The sequence below is a fragment of the Devosia sp. Micro-HW1 genome (assembly GCF_056341075.1).
Window position 1 is genome coordinate 211,757 of the sequence record NZ_CP094375.1, and the last position, 13,866, is coordinate 225,622.

Annotated in this window: 15 protein-coding genes and 1 riboswitch; of the genes, 11 read left to right on the forward strand and 4 right to left on the reverse strand. The window is 62.5% G+C overall.

The genetic code is table 11. The annotated features are described in order from the left end of the window. Nucleotides 1-146: 146 nt before the first annotated feature. On the forward strand, nt 147-2,450 hold the full coding sequence (gene parC / locus MQW79_RS00965; RefSeq protein WP_476586290.1) for a DNA topoisomerase IV subunit A: 2,304 nt from the start codon (nt 147-149) through the stop codon (nt 2,448-2,450). Between the two features lie 248 nt (nt 2,451-2,698). Continuing rightward, on the forward strand, nt 2,699-3,007 hold the full coding sequence (locus MQW79_RS00970; RefSeq protein ID WP_476586291.1) for a Dabb family protein: 309 nt from the start codon (nt 2,699-2,701) through the stop codon (nt 3,005-3,007). A 3-nt stretch (nt 3,008-3,010) separates the two neighbouring features. Here MQW79_RS00970 and MQW79_RS00975 read toward each other — a convergent pair whose 3' ends face one another. Continuing rightward, the gene (locus tag MQW79_RS00975; protein ID WP_476586292.1) at nt 3,011-3,742 is read right to left on the reverse strand and encodes an arginyltransferase; all 732 of its coding nucleotides are present in this window, start codon (nt 3,740-3,742) and stop codon (nt 3,011-3,013) included. A 60-nt stretch (nt 3,743-3,802) separates the two neighbouring features. After that, entirely contained in the window at nt 3,803-4,321 is a 519-nt protein-coding gene (locus MQW79_RS00980) for an RDD family protein (protein ID WP_476586293.1), read from the reverse strand. 121 nt (nt 4,322-4,442) lie between these two features. Between MQW79_RS00980 and MQW79_RS00985 the strand changes: the two genes are divergently transcribed. Beyond that, nucleotides 4,443-5,234: a class I SAM-dependent methyltransferase gene (locus MQW79_RS00985; protein WP_476586294.1), complete on the forward strand. Its 792-nt coding sequence runs from the start codon at nt 4,443-4,445 to the stop codon at nt 5,232-5,234. Between the two features lie 102 nt (nt 5,235-5,336). Further along, nucleotides 5,337-6,278, forward strand: a complete 942-nt coding sequence (locus MQW79_RS00990) for a DMT family transporter (protein ID WP_476586295.1) — start codon at nt 5,337-5,339, stop codon at nt 6,276-6,278. Nucleotides 6,279-6,363: 85 nt separating this feature from the next. On the opposite strand, the gene hemB is transcribed toward MQW79_RS00990, so the two are convergent. After that, nucleotides 6,364-7,377, reverse strand: coding sequence for a porphobilinogen synthase (gene hemB, locus MQW79_RS00995; RefSeq protein WP_476586296.1), 1,014 nt, complete (start codon nt 7,375-7,377; stop codon nt 6,364-6,366). 97 nt (nt 7,378-7,474) lie between these two features. Between hemB and MQW79_RS01000 the strand changes: the two genes are divergently transcribed. Further along, the gene (locus MQW79_RS01000) at nt 7,475-7,861 is read left to right on the forward strand and encodes a DUF6163 family protein (RefSeq protein WP_476586297.1); all 387 of its coding nucleotides are present in this window, start codon (nt 7,475-7,477) and stop codon (nt 7,859-7,861) included. On the opposite strand, the gene MQW79_RS01005 is transcribed toward MQW79_RS01000, so the two are convergent. Next, nucleotides 7,858-8,604: a helix-turn-helix domain-containing protein gene (locus tag MQW79_RS01005; RefSeq protein WP_476586298.1), complete on the reverse strand. Its 747-nt coding sequence runs from the start codon at nt 8,602-8,604 to the stop codon at nt 7,858-7,860. The genes MQW79_RS01000 and MQW79_RS01005 overlap by 4 nt on opposite strands. 130 nt (nt 8,605-8,734) lie before the next feature. On the opposite strand from MQW79_RS01005, the gene MQW79_RS01010 reads away from it, so the two are divergent. The 6 genes from MQW79_RS01010 to nrdR all read left to right on the forward strand — a co-directional run bounded on the left by MQW79_RS01010 (nt 8,735) and on the right by nrdR (nt 13,819). Then, a complete protein-coding gene (locus MQW79_RS01010) occupies nt 8,735-9,142 on the forward strand; it encodes a hypothetical protein (RefSeq protein WP_476586299.1) in 408 nt (135 codons plus the stop codon). A gap of 214 nt (nt 9,143-9,356) precedes the next feature. Next, entirely contained in the window at nt 9,357-9,866 is a 510-nt protein-coding gene (ldtR, locus tag MQW79_RS01015) for a transcriptional regulator LdtR (RefSeq protein WP_476586300.1), read from the forward strand. Between the two features lie 354 nt (nt 9,867-10,220). Next, nucleotides 10,221-11,378: a L,D-transpeptidase family protein gene (locus MQW79_RS01020; protein WP_476586301.1), complete on the forward strand. Its 1,158-nt coding sequence runs from the start codon at nt 10,221-10,223 to the stop codon at nt 11,376-11,378. 166 nt (nt 11,379-11,544) lie between these two features. After that, the gene (locus MQW79_RS01025; RefSeq protein ID WP_476586302.1) at nt 11,545-11,757 is read left to right on the forward strand and encodes a DUF6898 family protein; all 213 of its coding nucleotides are present in this window, start codon (nt 11,545-11,547) and stop codon (nt 11,755-11,757) included. Nucleotides 11,758-11,808: 51 nt separating this feature from the next. After that, nucleotides 11,809-11,891, forward strand: a riboswitch (ZMP/ZTP riboswitch). 131 nt (nt 11,892-12,022) lie between these two features. Beyond that, complete coding sequence (gene glyA / locus MQW79_RS01030; protein ID WP_476586304.1) at nt 12,023-13,321, forward strand: serine hydroxymethyltransferase; 1,299 nt, start codon at nt 12,023-12,025, stop codon at nt 13,319-13,321. A gap of 15 nt (nt 13,322-13,336) precedes the next feature. After that, complete coding sequence (nrdR, locus tag MQW79_RS01035) at nt 13,337-13,819, forward strand: transcriptional regulator NrdR (RefSeq protein WP_476586305.1); 483 nt, start codon at nt 13,337-13,339, stop codon at nt 13,817-13,819. The last annotated feature ends 47 nt before the right edge of the window (nt 13,820-13,866 follow it).

Sequence of the window (13,866 nt, forward strand, 5' to 3'; positions counted from 1 at the left end):
TGACCGGGCAATCCACCTTTCGCATCCAGCGACGCCAGGCCTCGGACCCAATGCCCCAAACCCGTGCAAAACCGCGTGTCTCCGCACCATTCTGGTCCCCGCCACGCTAATCTGCTCCCGATTCGTTCTCATTGGTTGAGTACCGCATGTCCGACGCCGATACCCTTCCGCCGCCCGACGACCAGCGCATTGTCGATCTCAAGCAGGCGCTTGAAGAGCGGTATCTGTCCTATGCCCTGTCCACGATTACCCAGCGTGCTCTGCCGGATGCCCGCGACGGGCTCAAGCCCGTGCATCGCCGCATTCTCCATGCAATGCGGCTGCTGCGGCTCGATCCCAACCAGGGCTACAAGAAGTCCGCCCGTATTGTCGGCGACGTCATCGGTAAGTTCCACCCGCATGGCGACCAGTCGATCTACGACGCGCTGGTGCGTCTGGCGCAGGATTTTGCCCTCCGATACCCGCTGGTCGACGGCCAGGGCAATTTCGGCAATATCGACGGCGATAGCCCGGCCGCCATGCGTTACACCGAAAGCCGCATGACCGATGTGGCGACGCGTCTGCTCGAAGGCATCACCGAGGACGCCATCGATTTCCGGCCGACCTATGACGGTGAGGACGAAGAACCGACGGTGCTGCCGTCCAACTTCCCCAATCTGCTTGCCAACGGCTCCACTGGCATTGCCGTCGGCATGGCGACCTCGGTGCCCCCGCATAATCTGGTTGAACTCTGCAACGCCGCCCTCAAGCTCATTCACAACCCGGCGGCCACGACCGAAGACCTCGTCCATGCCGATCTGACCGCTCGGCCCAGCATGGACGACCTTATCCGCGGCCCCGACTTTCCGACCGGCGGGCAACTGGTCGAAAGCCGCTCCTCCATCGTTAATTCCTATGAAACCGGCCGCGGCGCCTTCCGCCATCGTGCCATCTGGGAAAAGGAGGAAAAGGGCAGGGGCGTCTACCAGATCGTCGTCACCAAGATCCCCTACGGCGTGCAGAAGTCGCGCCTCGTGGAAAAGATTGCCGAGCTGCTGCTGGCCAAGAAGCTGCCATTGCTCAAGGACGTGCGCGACGAGAGTGCCGATGACATTCGCCTCGTGCTCGAGCCGCGTGCCGGCACGGTCGATGCCGTCATCCTCATGGAGCAGCTGTTCAAGCTCACCGAACTCGAAGTCCGCTTCAGCCTCAATCTCAACGTGCTCGACAAGGGCATGACCCCGCGCGTCATGAGCCTCGCCGACGCACTGCGCGCCTGGCTTGACCACCGCAAGGTCGTGCTGGTGCGCCGCAGCCAGCATCGGCTTGAACAGATCGCCGCCCGCCTCGAAGTGCTCGAAGGCTATATCATCGCCTATCTCAACCTCGACGAGGTGATCCGCATCATCCGCGAGGAGGATGATGCCAAGGCAAGCCTGATGACGACCTTCAACCTGACCGACAATCAGGCCGAAGCGATCCTCAACATGCGCCTGCGGTCCCTTCGCAAACTCGAGGAAATCGAGCTGCGGCAGGAGCACAAGAACCTCACCGAGGAAAAGGGAAAGCTCGAAGCGCTGCTCGCCTCCGACAAGCGCCAGTGGGGCGAGATCGCCAAGCAGGTGGAGGCCCTGAAGAAGGCCTATCCGCTGTTCGAGGCCGACGGGGTGACCCCGCATGCATTGGGCGCCCGCCGCACCATCTATGGCGACGCGCCTACTGCCGATGCCGCCGAAGTTTCAGAAGCCTTTATCGAGCGCGAGCCCATCACCGTCATCCTCTCCGAGAAGGGCTGGATCCGCGCCCCGCGCGGCCACGCCGTCGAGGTCAATGACGAAAAGGGCTTCAAGACCGGCGATAGGCTGAAGCTCGCCATCAAATGCGAAACGACCGACAAGCTGCTGATGCTTACCACCGGCGGCAAGGTCTATACGCTCGGTGCCGACAAGCTGCCCGGCGGTCGCGGCCAGGGCGAGCCCGTGCGTATCATGGTGGACATCGAGGAAGGGCAGGACATCGTCGCGCTTTTCGTCTATGCGCCGGGCAAGCAGCGCATCATCGCCTCGTCGTCGGGCTACGGCTTCATCGTCAACGAGGACGATCTCGTCGCCAATACCCGCAAGGGCAAGCAGATCCTCAATGTCTCCTTGCCTGACGAGGCGCGGCTGATCGTGCCGTGCATGGGCGATCGCGTCGCCGTCATCGGCGAAAACCGCAAGCTGCTTGTCTTCCCGCTGGCGCAGCTCGCCGCGATGAGCCGCGGCAAGGGCGTGCGCCTCCAGCGCTACAAGGATGGCGGCATTTCCGACATCAAGACCTTCTACGCCGCCGATGGCCTGACCTGGACCGACTCGTCCGGCCGCACCTATTCCAAGCCCACCGAGGAGCTGGTCGACTGGGCCAGCGACCGCGCCACCGCCGGCCGCCAGCCGCCGACTGGCTTCCCGAAGAACAACAAGTTCGTAGGATAGGATTCAGAAGACTCGGGATTTCCCCACAGCAGGTGGACCCATCACCCCACCCGGAAGCGAGATAGGGCTTGGCTCGTCGCTAAATCCGTTGAATCGAGCAGGTGGGGGTGGCGGCGTTTCCACGTATAGCCATGCCGTCGCACCCTCCGTCGTTACCCTCGCTTTGAGCGGAGGGTGGCACAGCGACCGCCCGCATCGGATTCACCACCTCAAGCATTACGACTAACCCCCGTCGGAGACTCATCAAAATGATCCGCCATATCGTCCTGCTGCGCTTCCGCCCGGATGTCTCGATCGATGACCGCAACGCCATCTATGCCGAACTGGCGGCGCTGAAATCCGTTGTCCCCGGCTTCCTCTCCATGAGCTATGGTCCCAATGTCTCGCCGGAAGGCAAGGACAGGGGATATGCCGATGGCTTTTCCATGGACTTCATCGATGCGGCGACCCGCGATGCCTACCTGGTCCATCCGGCCCATCAGGCGGCAGGCGCAAAACTCGTCGCTGCCCTCGAGGGCGGCCGCGACGGGCTCATCGTCTTCGATCTGGTGGTGTGAGTTTTACGCTTCCAGCCGCGTCCAGCCCAGCGTGCCGCGCTGCACTTCCAGCGGCCGGTAGTCGCCCTTATAGGCCATCTTGGGTGAGTCCTTTACCCAATAGCCCAGATACACAAAGTCGAGCCCGGCCGTGCGAACCTGCTCGATATGGTCCAGAATGACAAAGGTTCCCAAGCTGCGGTGGATCAGGTCAGGATCGTAGAAGGAATAGACCATCGAGAGCCCGTCGGGCATCACGTCGGTCAGCGCTACGGCCACCAGCGGCTGGTCGGGCAGGTCACTCAGGCGATACTCCACCAGCACCGACTGCACCGGCGTATCCTCGACCATATATTCGTAGTCCTGATAGCTCATCTGCGTCATGCCGCCACCCGCATGGCGGGCATCGAGATAGCGCTTGAACAGCTCATACTGCTCCATCGTCGCCACGGTCGGCTGCACCGAGACCGAAATGTCGGCATTGGCACGGTTGACGCGGCGGAAGCGTTTGTTGAGCGCAAATTCGCGCGTCACGATCCGCACCGATTGGCAGGAGTTGCAGCCCTCGCAGGCTGGTCGATAAATGAGGTTCTGGCTGCGACGAAAGCCGTTGTCGCTCAGCAATTGATGCAGCATCGAGGCGCGCCGGCCGCTCAGATGCGTGAACAGCTTGCGTTCCATCTTGCCCGGCAGGTAGGGGCAGGGCAGGGCGGCTGTCAGGAAGAGCTGGGTGGTTTCGGGCGTCTGGTCGGTCATCAGGGACCCGTTGGTGCGGATTTGGAGAGCTTATCGCGCTCCGGTCTCACCTTCAACGTCTCAAACGGTGTATTGATCCGCAGCCCGCGCTCGCTGCCAATGCCGCGTCATCGGCGAACGGCGCACCATCAGTGTGCCCATCACCAGGTCATGGATCATTTGCCGGCGCGGCGTGAACAGCGCGAACAGCAGCGTCACCGGCCAGCAGATCCAGAAGGTGAGCCAGAACAGCAAGGCGTGGAAGATCGCCATCCAGCCATCCAGCGGCTGGCCGCGCGTCGGCGTGAGCACGATGTCCATCATCTGCATCCCGACCGTGGCCCGCCGATGCGAGCCCAGGGTCAGGGCATAATAGAGCACGACGGCCCCAGGCAGCACGAACACCAGCGCCATCCAGGCGAGGCCAAACGTCAGAAAGCCCAGCAACACGCCGACAAGCCCCATCGCCAGGGCGATCGTCCCGATCAGCACCAGATCGACGAGATAGGCCGCAACGCGCCGTGTCAGCAGCCCGTCGAAAAGTTCGGGCGCGGTGGCGGGATCAGGCAGGTAGGGGCGGTCGGCAGTGTCCTGTGTCATGGCGCAGAACATTGTCACGGCAGCCCCGGCTTGCAAGAGGTTCAGCGTGAAAATGCGCAAATGATGCATGCAGGTGACGGATCCCAGTCGAGACAGTACGCTTCGCTCAGGAGGACCAGCCATGAACACGATTACCGACGGCATGCACCGTCAATATGCAGACAGTGCCAGGCTTGCCGCCCGCGCCCGGATGCACACGTTCGGGCAGGCCGAGGTGCCCTGGTTCACCTGGGTAGCGCGGCATGTCCCGGCCGCACCGGGCGCCAGCGTGCTCGACGTCGGGTGCGGGCCGGCCTGGTTCTGGCCCGAGGCGAGCATCGAACTCCCCGCCGGCCTAGCACTCACGCTCTTCGACCAGTCGCCCGGAATGGTCGAGGAGGCACTGGAGCGGTGTCGCCCACTGCCTTTGTCATCGGTCGCGGGAGTGGTGGGCGATGCGTCGACACTGCCCTTTGCCGATGCCAGTTTCGACGCCGTGATCGCCATGCATATGCTCTACCACGTGACAGATCAGCAGCAGGCCCTGGCCGATTTCAAGCGCGTCCTCAGGCCCGGCGGAAGCCTCGTTGTGACCACCAACGGCATGCGCAACATGGCCGAACTCTACGGCCTCACCACAGTCTTCGGCAGCGCCCCGGTCGATCCATCGGCGCAGGCTTTCGGCCTGGAGCGGGCACGCGAACTGATGCACGCGACCTTCGGCAACGTCACGCTGCACCTGCATCCGGCCACGATGCGCGTCACCGATCCGGAAGTGGTCTATCTTGCGCTGACCTCTTATCCGCCGGGCGACACCGCGCCACCCGATCAGCAACAGGCCTTCCGTGCGGCCATCGAACGGGCTCACGCGGACGGAGGTGGCGGCATCGATGTGACCCATGAGGTTGGCTTGCTCATCAGCCATAAGGACTAAGCTCGGCGCGCTGTCGCTGCCCGCCAATCCGCGTTAGGCTCAAGTCCTTCATTTGAGCGAGTCGCCCCCGCTTTCGCGGCCGCGATCCCCCGGATTATTGCGATGACGACCATATCTGCGCCCGTTCCGGCGCTGACTCACCAGCCATTGCGCGGCTTCTTCCTCATTGTCGGCGCTACGCTGCTCTTTGCCTACAATGACACCACCAACAAGCTGCTCCTGACCGAGTACAACGCGCCCATGGTCACGGCCATCCGCTATATCGGCCACAGTCTGCTGATGTTGGCGCTGGTTGCTCCGTTCCACGGCCGCGAAATGGTGCGCACCCAGCGCACTGGTCTGGTCGTGGTGCGGGCGATCAGCCTGGCGCTCGGTTCGCTCCTGGTCAGCCTCGCGCTGCAGCGCATGCCGGTCGCCGAGACCACGGCCATCGTATACCTGTGTCCGGTCCTGGTGGTGGCGCTGTCGGGTCCGGTCCTCAAGGAGAAGGTCGGCGCCTCCGCTTGGATCGCCGCGGTCATCGGCTTTGCCGGTGTCCTGCTGATTGCGCGGCCCGGTGGCGGCCTTGATCCCCTGGGCGTGGTATTTGTGCTCGGCAACGTCATGGTTGGCGTCGCTTACAATCTGCTGTCTCGCGTGCTTGCCCGCACCGAACGGACCATGGCCATGCTATTTTACTCGGCGATTGTCGGGGCCATTGGCTTCGGCATCTTCCTGCCCTGGACCATGCACGGCATCGCACCGACCGCGCTGCAGATCGCACTCTTCATCGGACTCGGCGTATCGGCCTGGCTGGGGCACTATTGCTTCACCCAGTCCTATCGTTATGCGCCCGCTGCCTTCATAGCGCCCATGAGCTATATGCACCTTCTGTGGGCCGGCATCCTCGGCTGGCTGATTTTCGGCCACGCGCCCGAACCGGTCGCCATCGGTGGCATGCTGCTGGTCGCGCTCGCGGGCGTCATCAGCGCGATCCGCACACGCCGCGGCGAACGCCCGGCGCAGATGGCTTCGGAAGACGGCCTGACCGAAAAGGCAGGTTAGGGATCACTGCAGGGGCCGCCCAGTCCACTGAAGTCATCCCGGCCTTCGCCGGAGTGACAACGGTGCAACATCCAAATGACCTGACCTAACCGCCCAGCTTCCGCGCCATTTCCAGCGCGTAATAGGTGAGGATGCCGTTTGCCCCGGCCCGCTTGAAGGCCCAGAGGCTCTCGAGCACTGCCGCGTCGCGGTTGATCGCTCCGGCGGCGCCCGCCAGCTCGATCATCGCGTATTCCCCGCTCACCTGATAGGCGTAGATTGGCACGTTGAACGCGTCCTTGGCCCGCCTCACCACGTCGAGATAGGGCAGGCCGGGCTTGACCATGATGCTGTCCGCGCCTTCGGCAATGTCCTGCTCGATCTCGCGCAGGGCTTCATCCGAATTGGCAAAGTCCATCTGATACGTGCGTTTGTCACCCTTGAGGCGACTGCCCGATCCGACTGCCTCACGGAAGGGGCCGTAGAAGCATGAAGCATACTTGGCCGCATAGGACATGATCTGGACGTGGTCGAAACCCTCGTCATCGAGCGCCGCTCGGATCGCGGCCACGCGCCCGTCCATCATGTCCGACGGCGCGATAATGTCAGCGCCGGCCCGCGCTTGGGCCAGTGCTGACTTGACCATGACGGCGACGGTTTCATCGTTGAGAATCTCGCCGTCGCGCACCAGCCCGTCCTGGCCATCGCTCGAATACTCGTCGAGCGCCACATCGGCGATAAGCCCGATATCGGGCACGGCCGACTTGATGGCACTGAGTACCCGACACATCAGATTGTCCGGATTGTAGGCCTCGACCGCATTTTCGCTACGCAGGTGATCGGGCGTGTTCGGGAAGATGGCCAGCGCGGGAATGCCGGCATCCCGAGCCGCCCGGGCCGCCTCGACCATCAGGTCAATCGACAGCCTTTCGACGCCGGGCATGGTCTTGATCTGGGTCTTTTCGTTCCGCCCTTCGATCACGAAGAGCGGCCAGATCAGGTCCCGGGGCAAGAGTTCGGTTTCGCGCACCATGGCCCGGCTCCACACGCTTTGCCGCAACCGTCGCATCCGCCGGCCCGCGAGGAACGACATATCGTGCTTGGGCCAGCTCTGGGTCATGGGATGCTCTCCTTGTTGCGGCCCTAGTTACCAGTCCGGGCTCGCCCGTCCAAGCCGCCGCTTGTCGCAGCGAGGCAGGCGGGGTATCAAACGCGCCATGCTGTTTCAGGCCCCAAGTCTTGCGCTTTATGTGCGCATCGTCGCAATTCTCGCGCTGATCCTCGGACTCAGCGACGCCTCGCGCCTGCTCGGGGTCAATCTTGGCGCCACCAGCCCGATCACGGCAATGGGCTTTACGTCCTTCGTGTTCCTGGCGGTATTCTGCCTCGCCCGTCTCTTTGCCGCCGTGGGCCTCTGGATCAAGGCCAGCTGGGGCGCGGTGCTGCTGATTGGTGCCACCACACTTGAACTCCTGCTCTACCTGTCAGGCAGCCCGGACATACGCATCGGCTTCGTCGGGTTTGTGCTGCGGGCCATTCTGCTGCTGGCCATCGTCGCGATTTTCGCACTGAGCTTGCGCTTCAACCGCGCACAGGCCGACTAGACGACCCCTTCGACCACCGGGTGAAACTGCTCGATGGTGATTTCCTCGGCCAACGCATCCTGCGGGCCGCCGAAGCTGGTCACCGTGGTAAACCAGCGCGTTGTTACGCCGTCTATGCGGAACTCAAGCGGCAGCAGCACCGATCCGCGCACCGTCGCATGCGCGCCCTCAAGCTCCGCTGCGCCCGCCTGTCGGCGCGTCCGCGCAAGCACCCGGGCAACGGACGACTCCGGTCCATGCCGTCGCGTCCCTTCACGCAGTCTATGCAGCAGGTAACCGGCGACCTCATTCCAATTGACGATCGCCTCCCGGATTGGTCCGGGTACGAATACCAGGTCGACAAGGTTGAGCGGCGCGTCATGCTCCGGCTTTCCGCCCATCAGCGCATAGGCGCCATCGTTGGCGTCGAGAATGGTGAAGGCAGCGTCGAGGACCATGGCCGGGGAGGGGCTATGCGCTTCGAGCAGCAATTGCGCCGCGTGCCGCACGTCGTCCATTTGCGGGCTCAACCAGGCGCTGTCCCCGAAATGCGGCGCAAAGCCAGCCGCGACCAGCAATCCGTTGCGCTCTCGCAAGGGCAGGTCGAGCGCTTCGCTGAGGCGCATCACCATGGTGGCACTCGGTCGCGCCCGTGCGGACTCCAGAAAGCTCAGATGCCGCGGCGACACGTCGGCGGCGAGCGCCAAGGCCATCTGGCTCATGCCCCGCCGCGTCCGCCAGTCCCGCAAGCTGCGCTCAAACATCGGCCAATCTCCATTTGCATCCGCACCGTGCCCGAATGAGGGAGGTATTTCCATTACCTGTGAGGGAATTGAGGTAATGACCTTGCCGGCGCCATCCTCGTCACTCTCGCAACTCGATGAAGGATGACCCATGACCGACCTCTACACCACCGCACCCCGCCTCGATCCGCACCTGCCATACCTGGCCGACGGACCGCTCTCGGCGATTATGGGCCTCGTCCTCATTTTTGCTGCGAAACCGCTGACGGACCTGGCCGGCTGGTCCCTGCAACCCGCCTTTTTCGTGGTTCTGGGCATCACCCTTCTGCCCTGGGCGGTGTTCAATTTCATGCTGGGCCGCGCTGCCCGCCCGCCGGCGCAACTCGTCTGGGGCAACATTGCAGTCGACGCGTCCTGGGCCCTGGGCTCCGTGCTGCTGGTCGTACTCTATTGGGCCGAGCTCAGCCCTCTCGGCATTGCGCTGCTCCTGGGTCAGGCACTCGCTGTCGCGTCAATGTTCGCGGCCAAGCTGAGCGGTGCAAGGGCGCTGCTCGGCTGAGCCGAGCGGGGCGGTGTGAGGGGCGGCACCGCCCTTCACACATCGGAAAGGTTACAGTTTTATCACCAGGTGTAAGGCGCCATTAAGCCAAATTCTCATTGCTTTCCAGTAAGATAGTTTTAAGCACATGGCTTAGGGCGATGTTTAAGCGATAGCCCTAGTTTGGCCTCATGAGATGCGAAAAATCGCACGTTGATTGAACAGTGAGGCACAAATGGCAATCAAGTCGAACGCAGCCGAGGTGATCACCCCGGAACGCAGCGAAAGTCTGAAACCGCTCTATCTGGAAGCCGTCTCCCGTGTGGAACGTCTCCACCGTCGTCTTCTCGACCTGATCAAGGACGAGTTCGACCGCATGGGTTGGGACGACATCAACCCGGTCCAGGCGCTGCTGATGTTCAATATCGGCGACGCCGAGCTGACTGCCGGCGAGCTCCGCTCGCGTGGCTACTACCTTGGCTCGAACGTCTCCTACAATCTCAAGAAGCTGGTCGAGACCGGCTACATCTTCCAGGAGCGTTCGCGCACCGACCGCCGGTCGGTCCGCATCAAGCTGACCCCGAAGGGCGAGGAAGTGGCCGAAGTCATCGACGAGCTCTACGATCGTCACCTGAAATCCATCGACAAGGTCGGTGGCCTGGGCGACGAGGAATTCGACGGCCTCAACAAGGCTCTCGCCCGCCTCGAACGCTTCTGGGTCGATCAGATCCTCTATAAGCTCTGACTTCGCCTGAAAGGGTCGAGGAACGAGCGGCAGCTGGCGGCATGTGTTGCCTCCATGCCACAACTGCTGGGAAGACGCCGGTCGAAAGGCCGGCGTTTCTTATTTGTGCCGCAAATCACCGGCAGCCCAGTTAATGGGTAGAAAACCATTTGCTGGCATGGCTTCCAGATGCGGCAGCTTCACAAGGCCTTGAGCCGATTGTGACGCGCGTTGCGGTGATGTTATCGCCATGACAAGAGCGGGCGAATCTAGGGTAGTGGCATGCGGCTGACGCGACGGAAATTCATCGGTTCAATGGCAGTTCTGAGCGCCGGGGCCGCAATGCCGGCTTGGGCTCAGGATTCGGTGTTTGACATGCTTGGCCCTGGCCGCGTCCTGCGCGAGACCGATCGCGAGGGCAATACGGCCGCCGCTGCGGCATCGATCGCCACCAACGAGCCGATCCTCTCTTTCGATACGCTGCACAACCTTCAGCTGGCGATTGCCCAGTATGAACCCTTCGTTGCCGCCGGCGGCTGGGAGGAAATCCCGCAGCAGGCCTACCAGCTGATCCTGGGCAATTCGTCCCCCGCCGTGGTCCAGCTCAAGCGCCGTCTCATCTCCTCGGGCGATATGGCGCTGGTGGAATATGCCAGCGACGTGTTCGATGCCGATACCGATCGTGGCGTCCGCACCTTCCAGGCCCGCCATGGCCTCGTGGTCACCGGCCAGATCGACGAGCCGACCTGGTATGCCATGAACGTGCCGGCCTCGACCCGCCTGCAGCAGCTCTACCTCAATTATACCCGCGTCCAGAACATGGCCGCCAAGCTCAACGACCGCTATGTTGTCGTCAACATTCCGGCCGCGACCATCGAGGCGGTGTCCGGTGGTATGGTCGAGCAGCGCCATACGGCGGTTGTCGGTCGCGTCGAGCGCGCCACCCCGATCATGGCCAGCAATATCAGCCAGATCAATTTCAACCCCTATTGGCATGTGCCCAAGTCACTGGTCCGTCAGGACCTGACCAAGTACATGCTTGAAAACCCGAACTACCTGACCGAGCAGAATATCTTCATCTACGACGGCTCGGGCAACAAGGTCGATCCGTCGACGATCAACTGGGCGAACATCACCGATGCCCAGGTGAACTACATGTATCGGCAGGAGCCGGGCTCGGCCAATTCCATGGGCCACTGCAAGATCAACTTCTACAACCCCTACGACTGCTACCTGCATGATACGCCGTCAAAGGCGCTGTTCAACGAAAACGCCCGCTTCCATTCCTCGGGCTGTGTGCGCGTCGAAGGCGTCAATCAGCTGGTGAACTGGCTGCTCCGCGACAATGGCGACTGGGATCAGCAGAAGGTCGATTCGACCTTCGACTCGCTGCAGCGCCTCGACGTCGAGTGCAAGGGCAGGGTGCCCATCCACACCACCTACATCACCGCCTGGGCCAACCGCCAGGGCACTGTCAGCTTCCGCGACGACGTCTACAAGTTCGACGAACAGGGCAAGGTGACCTTTTCCTGATCTGGTGAGTGGCGCGAAAGCGCGCCGCATACTTGATAGTCACCCTCGGGCCTGACCCGAGGGCTCTTGTCGCACGCCGAACCTCCGTTACGGGCTCCCTTGAAATCGGGGAGCCCGTTTTTCATTCCCCCCGACTCCAGCTATGCTCGCGCAAACGGAGGGGAGCATGGCCGACGGCGACGTCCTGTTTGAGTTTGTCCAGGTGGGGCAGCAGATGCGCGTGGCCGCGGTGGACGAAGCGACCGGCGTCGAGGTCGTGGTCATCGTCCCGGTCAACGCCGCCAAGGGCCACATGCAGCGGCTCGCCATGGCCAAGCTGAAGCGTAAGCTCGAACAGACGCAACCCGCTCCCCCAGCAGGCCCCGGCAAATACGCCTGAACCACGATGAACCACCCCCCTTCCCCTTCCGCGCAATCTCCGGCATAACAGCCTCGTTCGCGCGACTGGCGAGATGAGATGGGTAACCATCGGGGAACGCGAACCTCAGACTGCCGCTCGCCTGGGCACCCAACACCAACAAGGGGAGCCCTATGACCGGTTTGATCAGTCCATTCCCCCTTTCCTGGCCTTGGAATCGCGGCTTGTGCCGTGATAATGCCAACGCCGTTCCGACAATCCTGATCTCGCCCGAGGTCACATTTCGATGAGCGCCACCATGTCCAATTCGCTGTTCCCCAACTTCTTCACCAATTCGATCGCCCAGACGGATCCTGAACTGGCCAAGGCGATGGGCGACGAGCTGGGTCGTCAGCAGAATGAAATCGAGCTGATCGCTTCGGAAAACATCGTTTCCCGCGCCGTGCTCGAGGCTCAGGGTTCGGTGCTGACCAACAAGTATGCCGAAGGCTATCCGGGCAAGCGCTACTATGGTGGCTGTCAGTATGTCGATGTGGCGGAGAGCCTCGCCATCGAGCGCGCCAAGGAACTCTTCGGCGTCGGTTTTGCCAATGTGCAGCCCAATTCCGGCTCCCAGGCCAATCAGGGCGTCTATCAGGCGCTGATCCAGCCCGGCGACACCATCCTCGGCATGTCGCTCGATGCCGGTGGCCACCTGACCCATGGTGCCAAGCCCAATCAGTCTGGAAAATGGTTCAACGCGATCCAGTACGGCCTGCGCAAGCAGGACGGCCGTGTCGACATGGATCAGGTGCGCCAGCTCGCCCGCGAGCACAAACCGAAGATGATCGTGGCCGGCTTCTCCGCCTATTCGCGCGTCATGGACTGGGCCGAATTCCGCGCCATTGCCGATGAAGTCGGCGCCATCCTCTTTGTCGACATGGCCCACGTGGCCGGTCTCGTGGCCGGCGGCGTCTATCCGAGCCCGTTCCCGCACGCCCATGTGGCCACCACCACCACCCATAAGACCCTGCGCGGTCCGCGCGGCGGCCTGATCCTCACCGACGATGAGGACATCGCCAAGAAGATCAACTCGGCCATTTTTCCGGGCATCCAGGGTGGCCCGCTGATGCATGTCATCGCCGGCAAGGCCGTGGCCTTCAAGGAAGCGCTGCAGCCCGAATTCAAGCTCTATGCCCAGCAGGTGGTGGCCAATGCCAAGGTGCTGGCCGAGACCCTGGTCAAGGGCGGTGTCGACATCGTTTCGGGCGGCACCGACAATCACCTGATGCTGGTCGATCTGCGGCCCAAGGGCCTCACCGGCAAGGCCACTGAAAACGCCCTTGGCCGCGCTCACATCACCTGCAACAAGAATGCCGTGCCCTTCGATCCGGAAAAGCCGGCTATCACCTCGGGTATCCGTCTCGGGACGCCGGCCGCCACCTCGCGCGGTTTCGGCGAAGCCGAGTTCCAGACGGTAGGCGAGCTCATCATCGAAGTGCTCGATGGCCTCAAGACCAATGGTGACGATAACAATGGTGCCGTCGAGGCCCAGGTTCGTGCCAAGGTGAAGACCCTCACTGATCGATTCCCGATCTACGCTTAAGCGAGAACGCCCGCCATGCGCTGCCCTTACTGTGGCAATGACGACACCCAGGTGAAGGATAGCCGCCCGACCGAAGATTCGGGCGCCATCCGCCGCCGTCGCGTCTGCAATGCCTGTGGCGGGCGTTTCACCACTTTCGAACGCGTCCAGTTGCGCGATCTCACCGTGGTCAAGAAGACCGGCCGCAAGGTGCCCTTCGACCGCGAAAAGCTGGCCCGATCGGTCAACACCGCCCTGCGCAAGCGCTCGGTCGAGCCCGAACGGGTGGAGCGAATGATCTCCGGTATTGTCCGCCAGCTCGAAAGCCTGGGCGAGGTGGAAGTCACCTCCGACCAGATCGGCGAATATGTCATGGAGGGGCTCAAGGGCCTCGATGACGTCGCCTTCGTCAGATTTGCCAGTGTTTACAAGAACTTTTCGGCAGCGGACGATTTCCGCTCATTCCTGACCGAGCTGGCCGAAAACAAGTCCGTACTGCGTGACGACGACGAGGACTAGACGCAAGTTACGCGGAAGCTGATTTCGTTCACGCGGCGCGCAGCCTT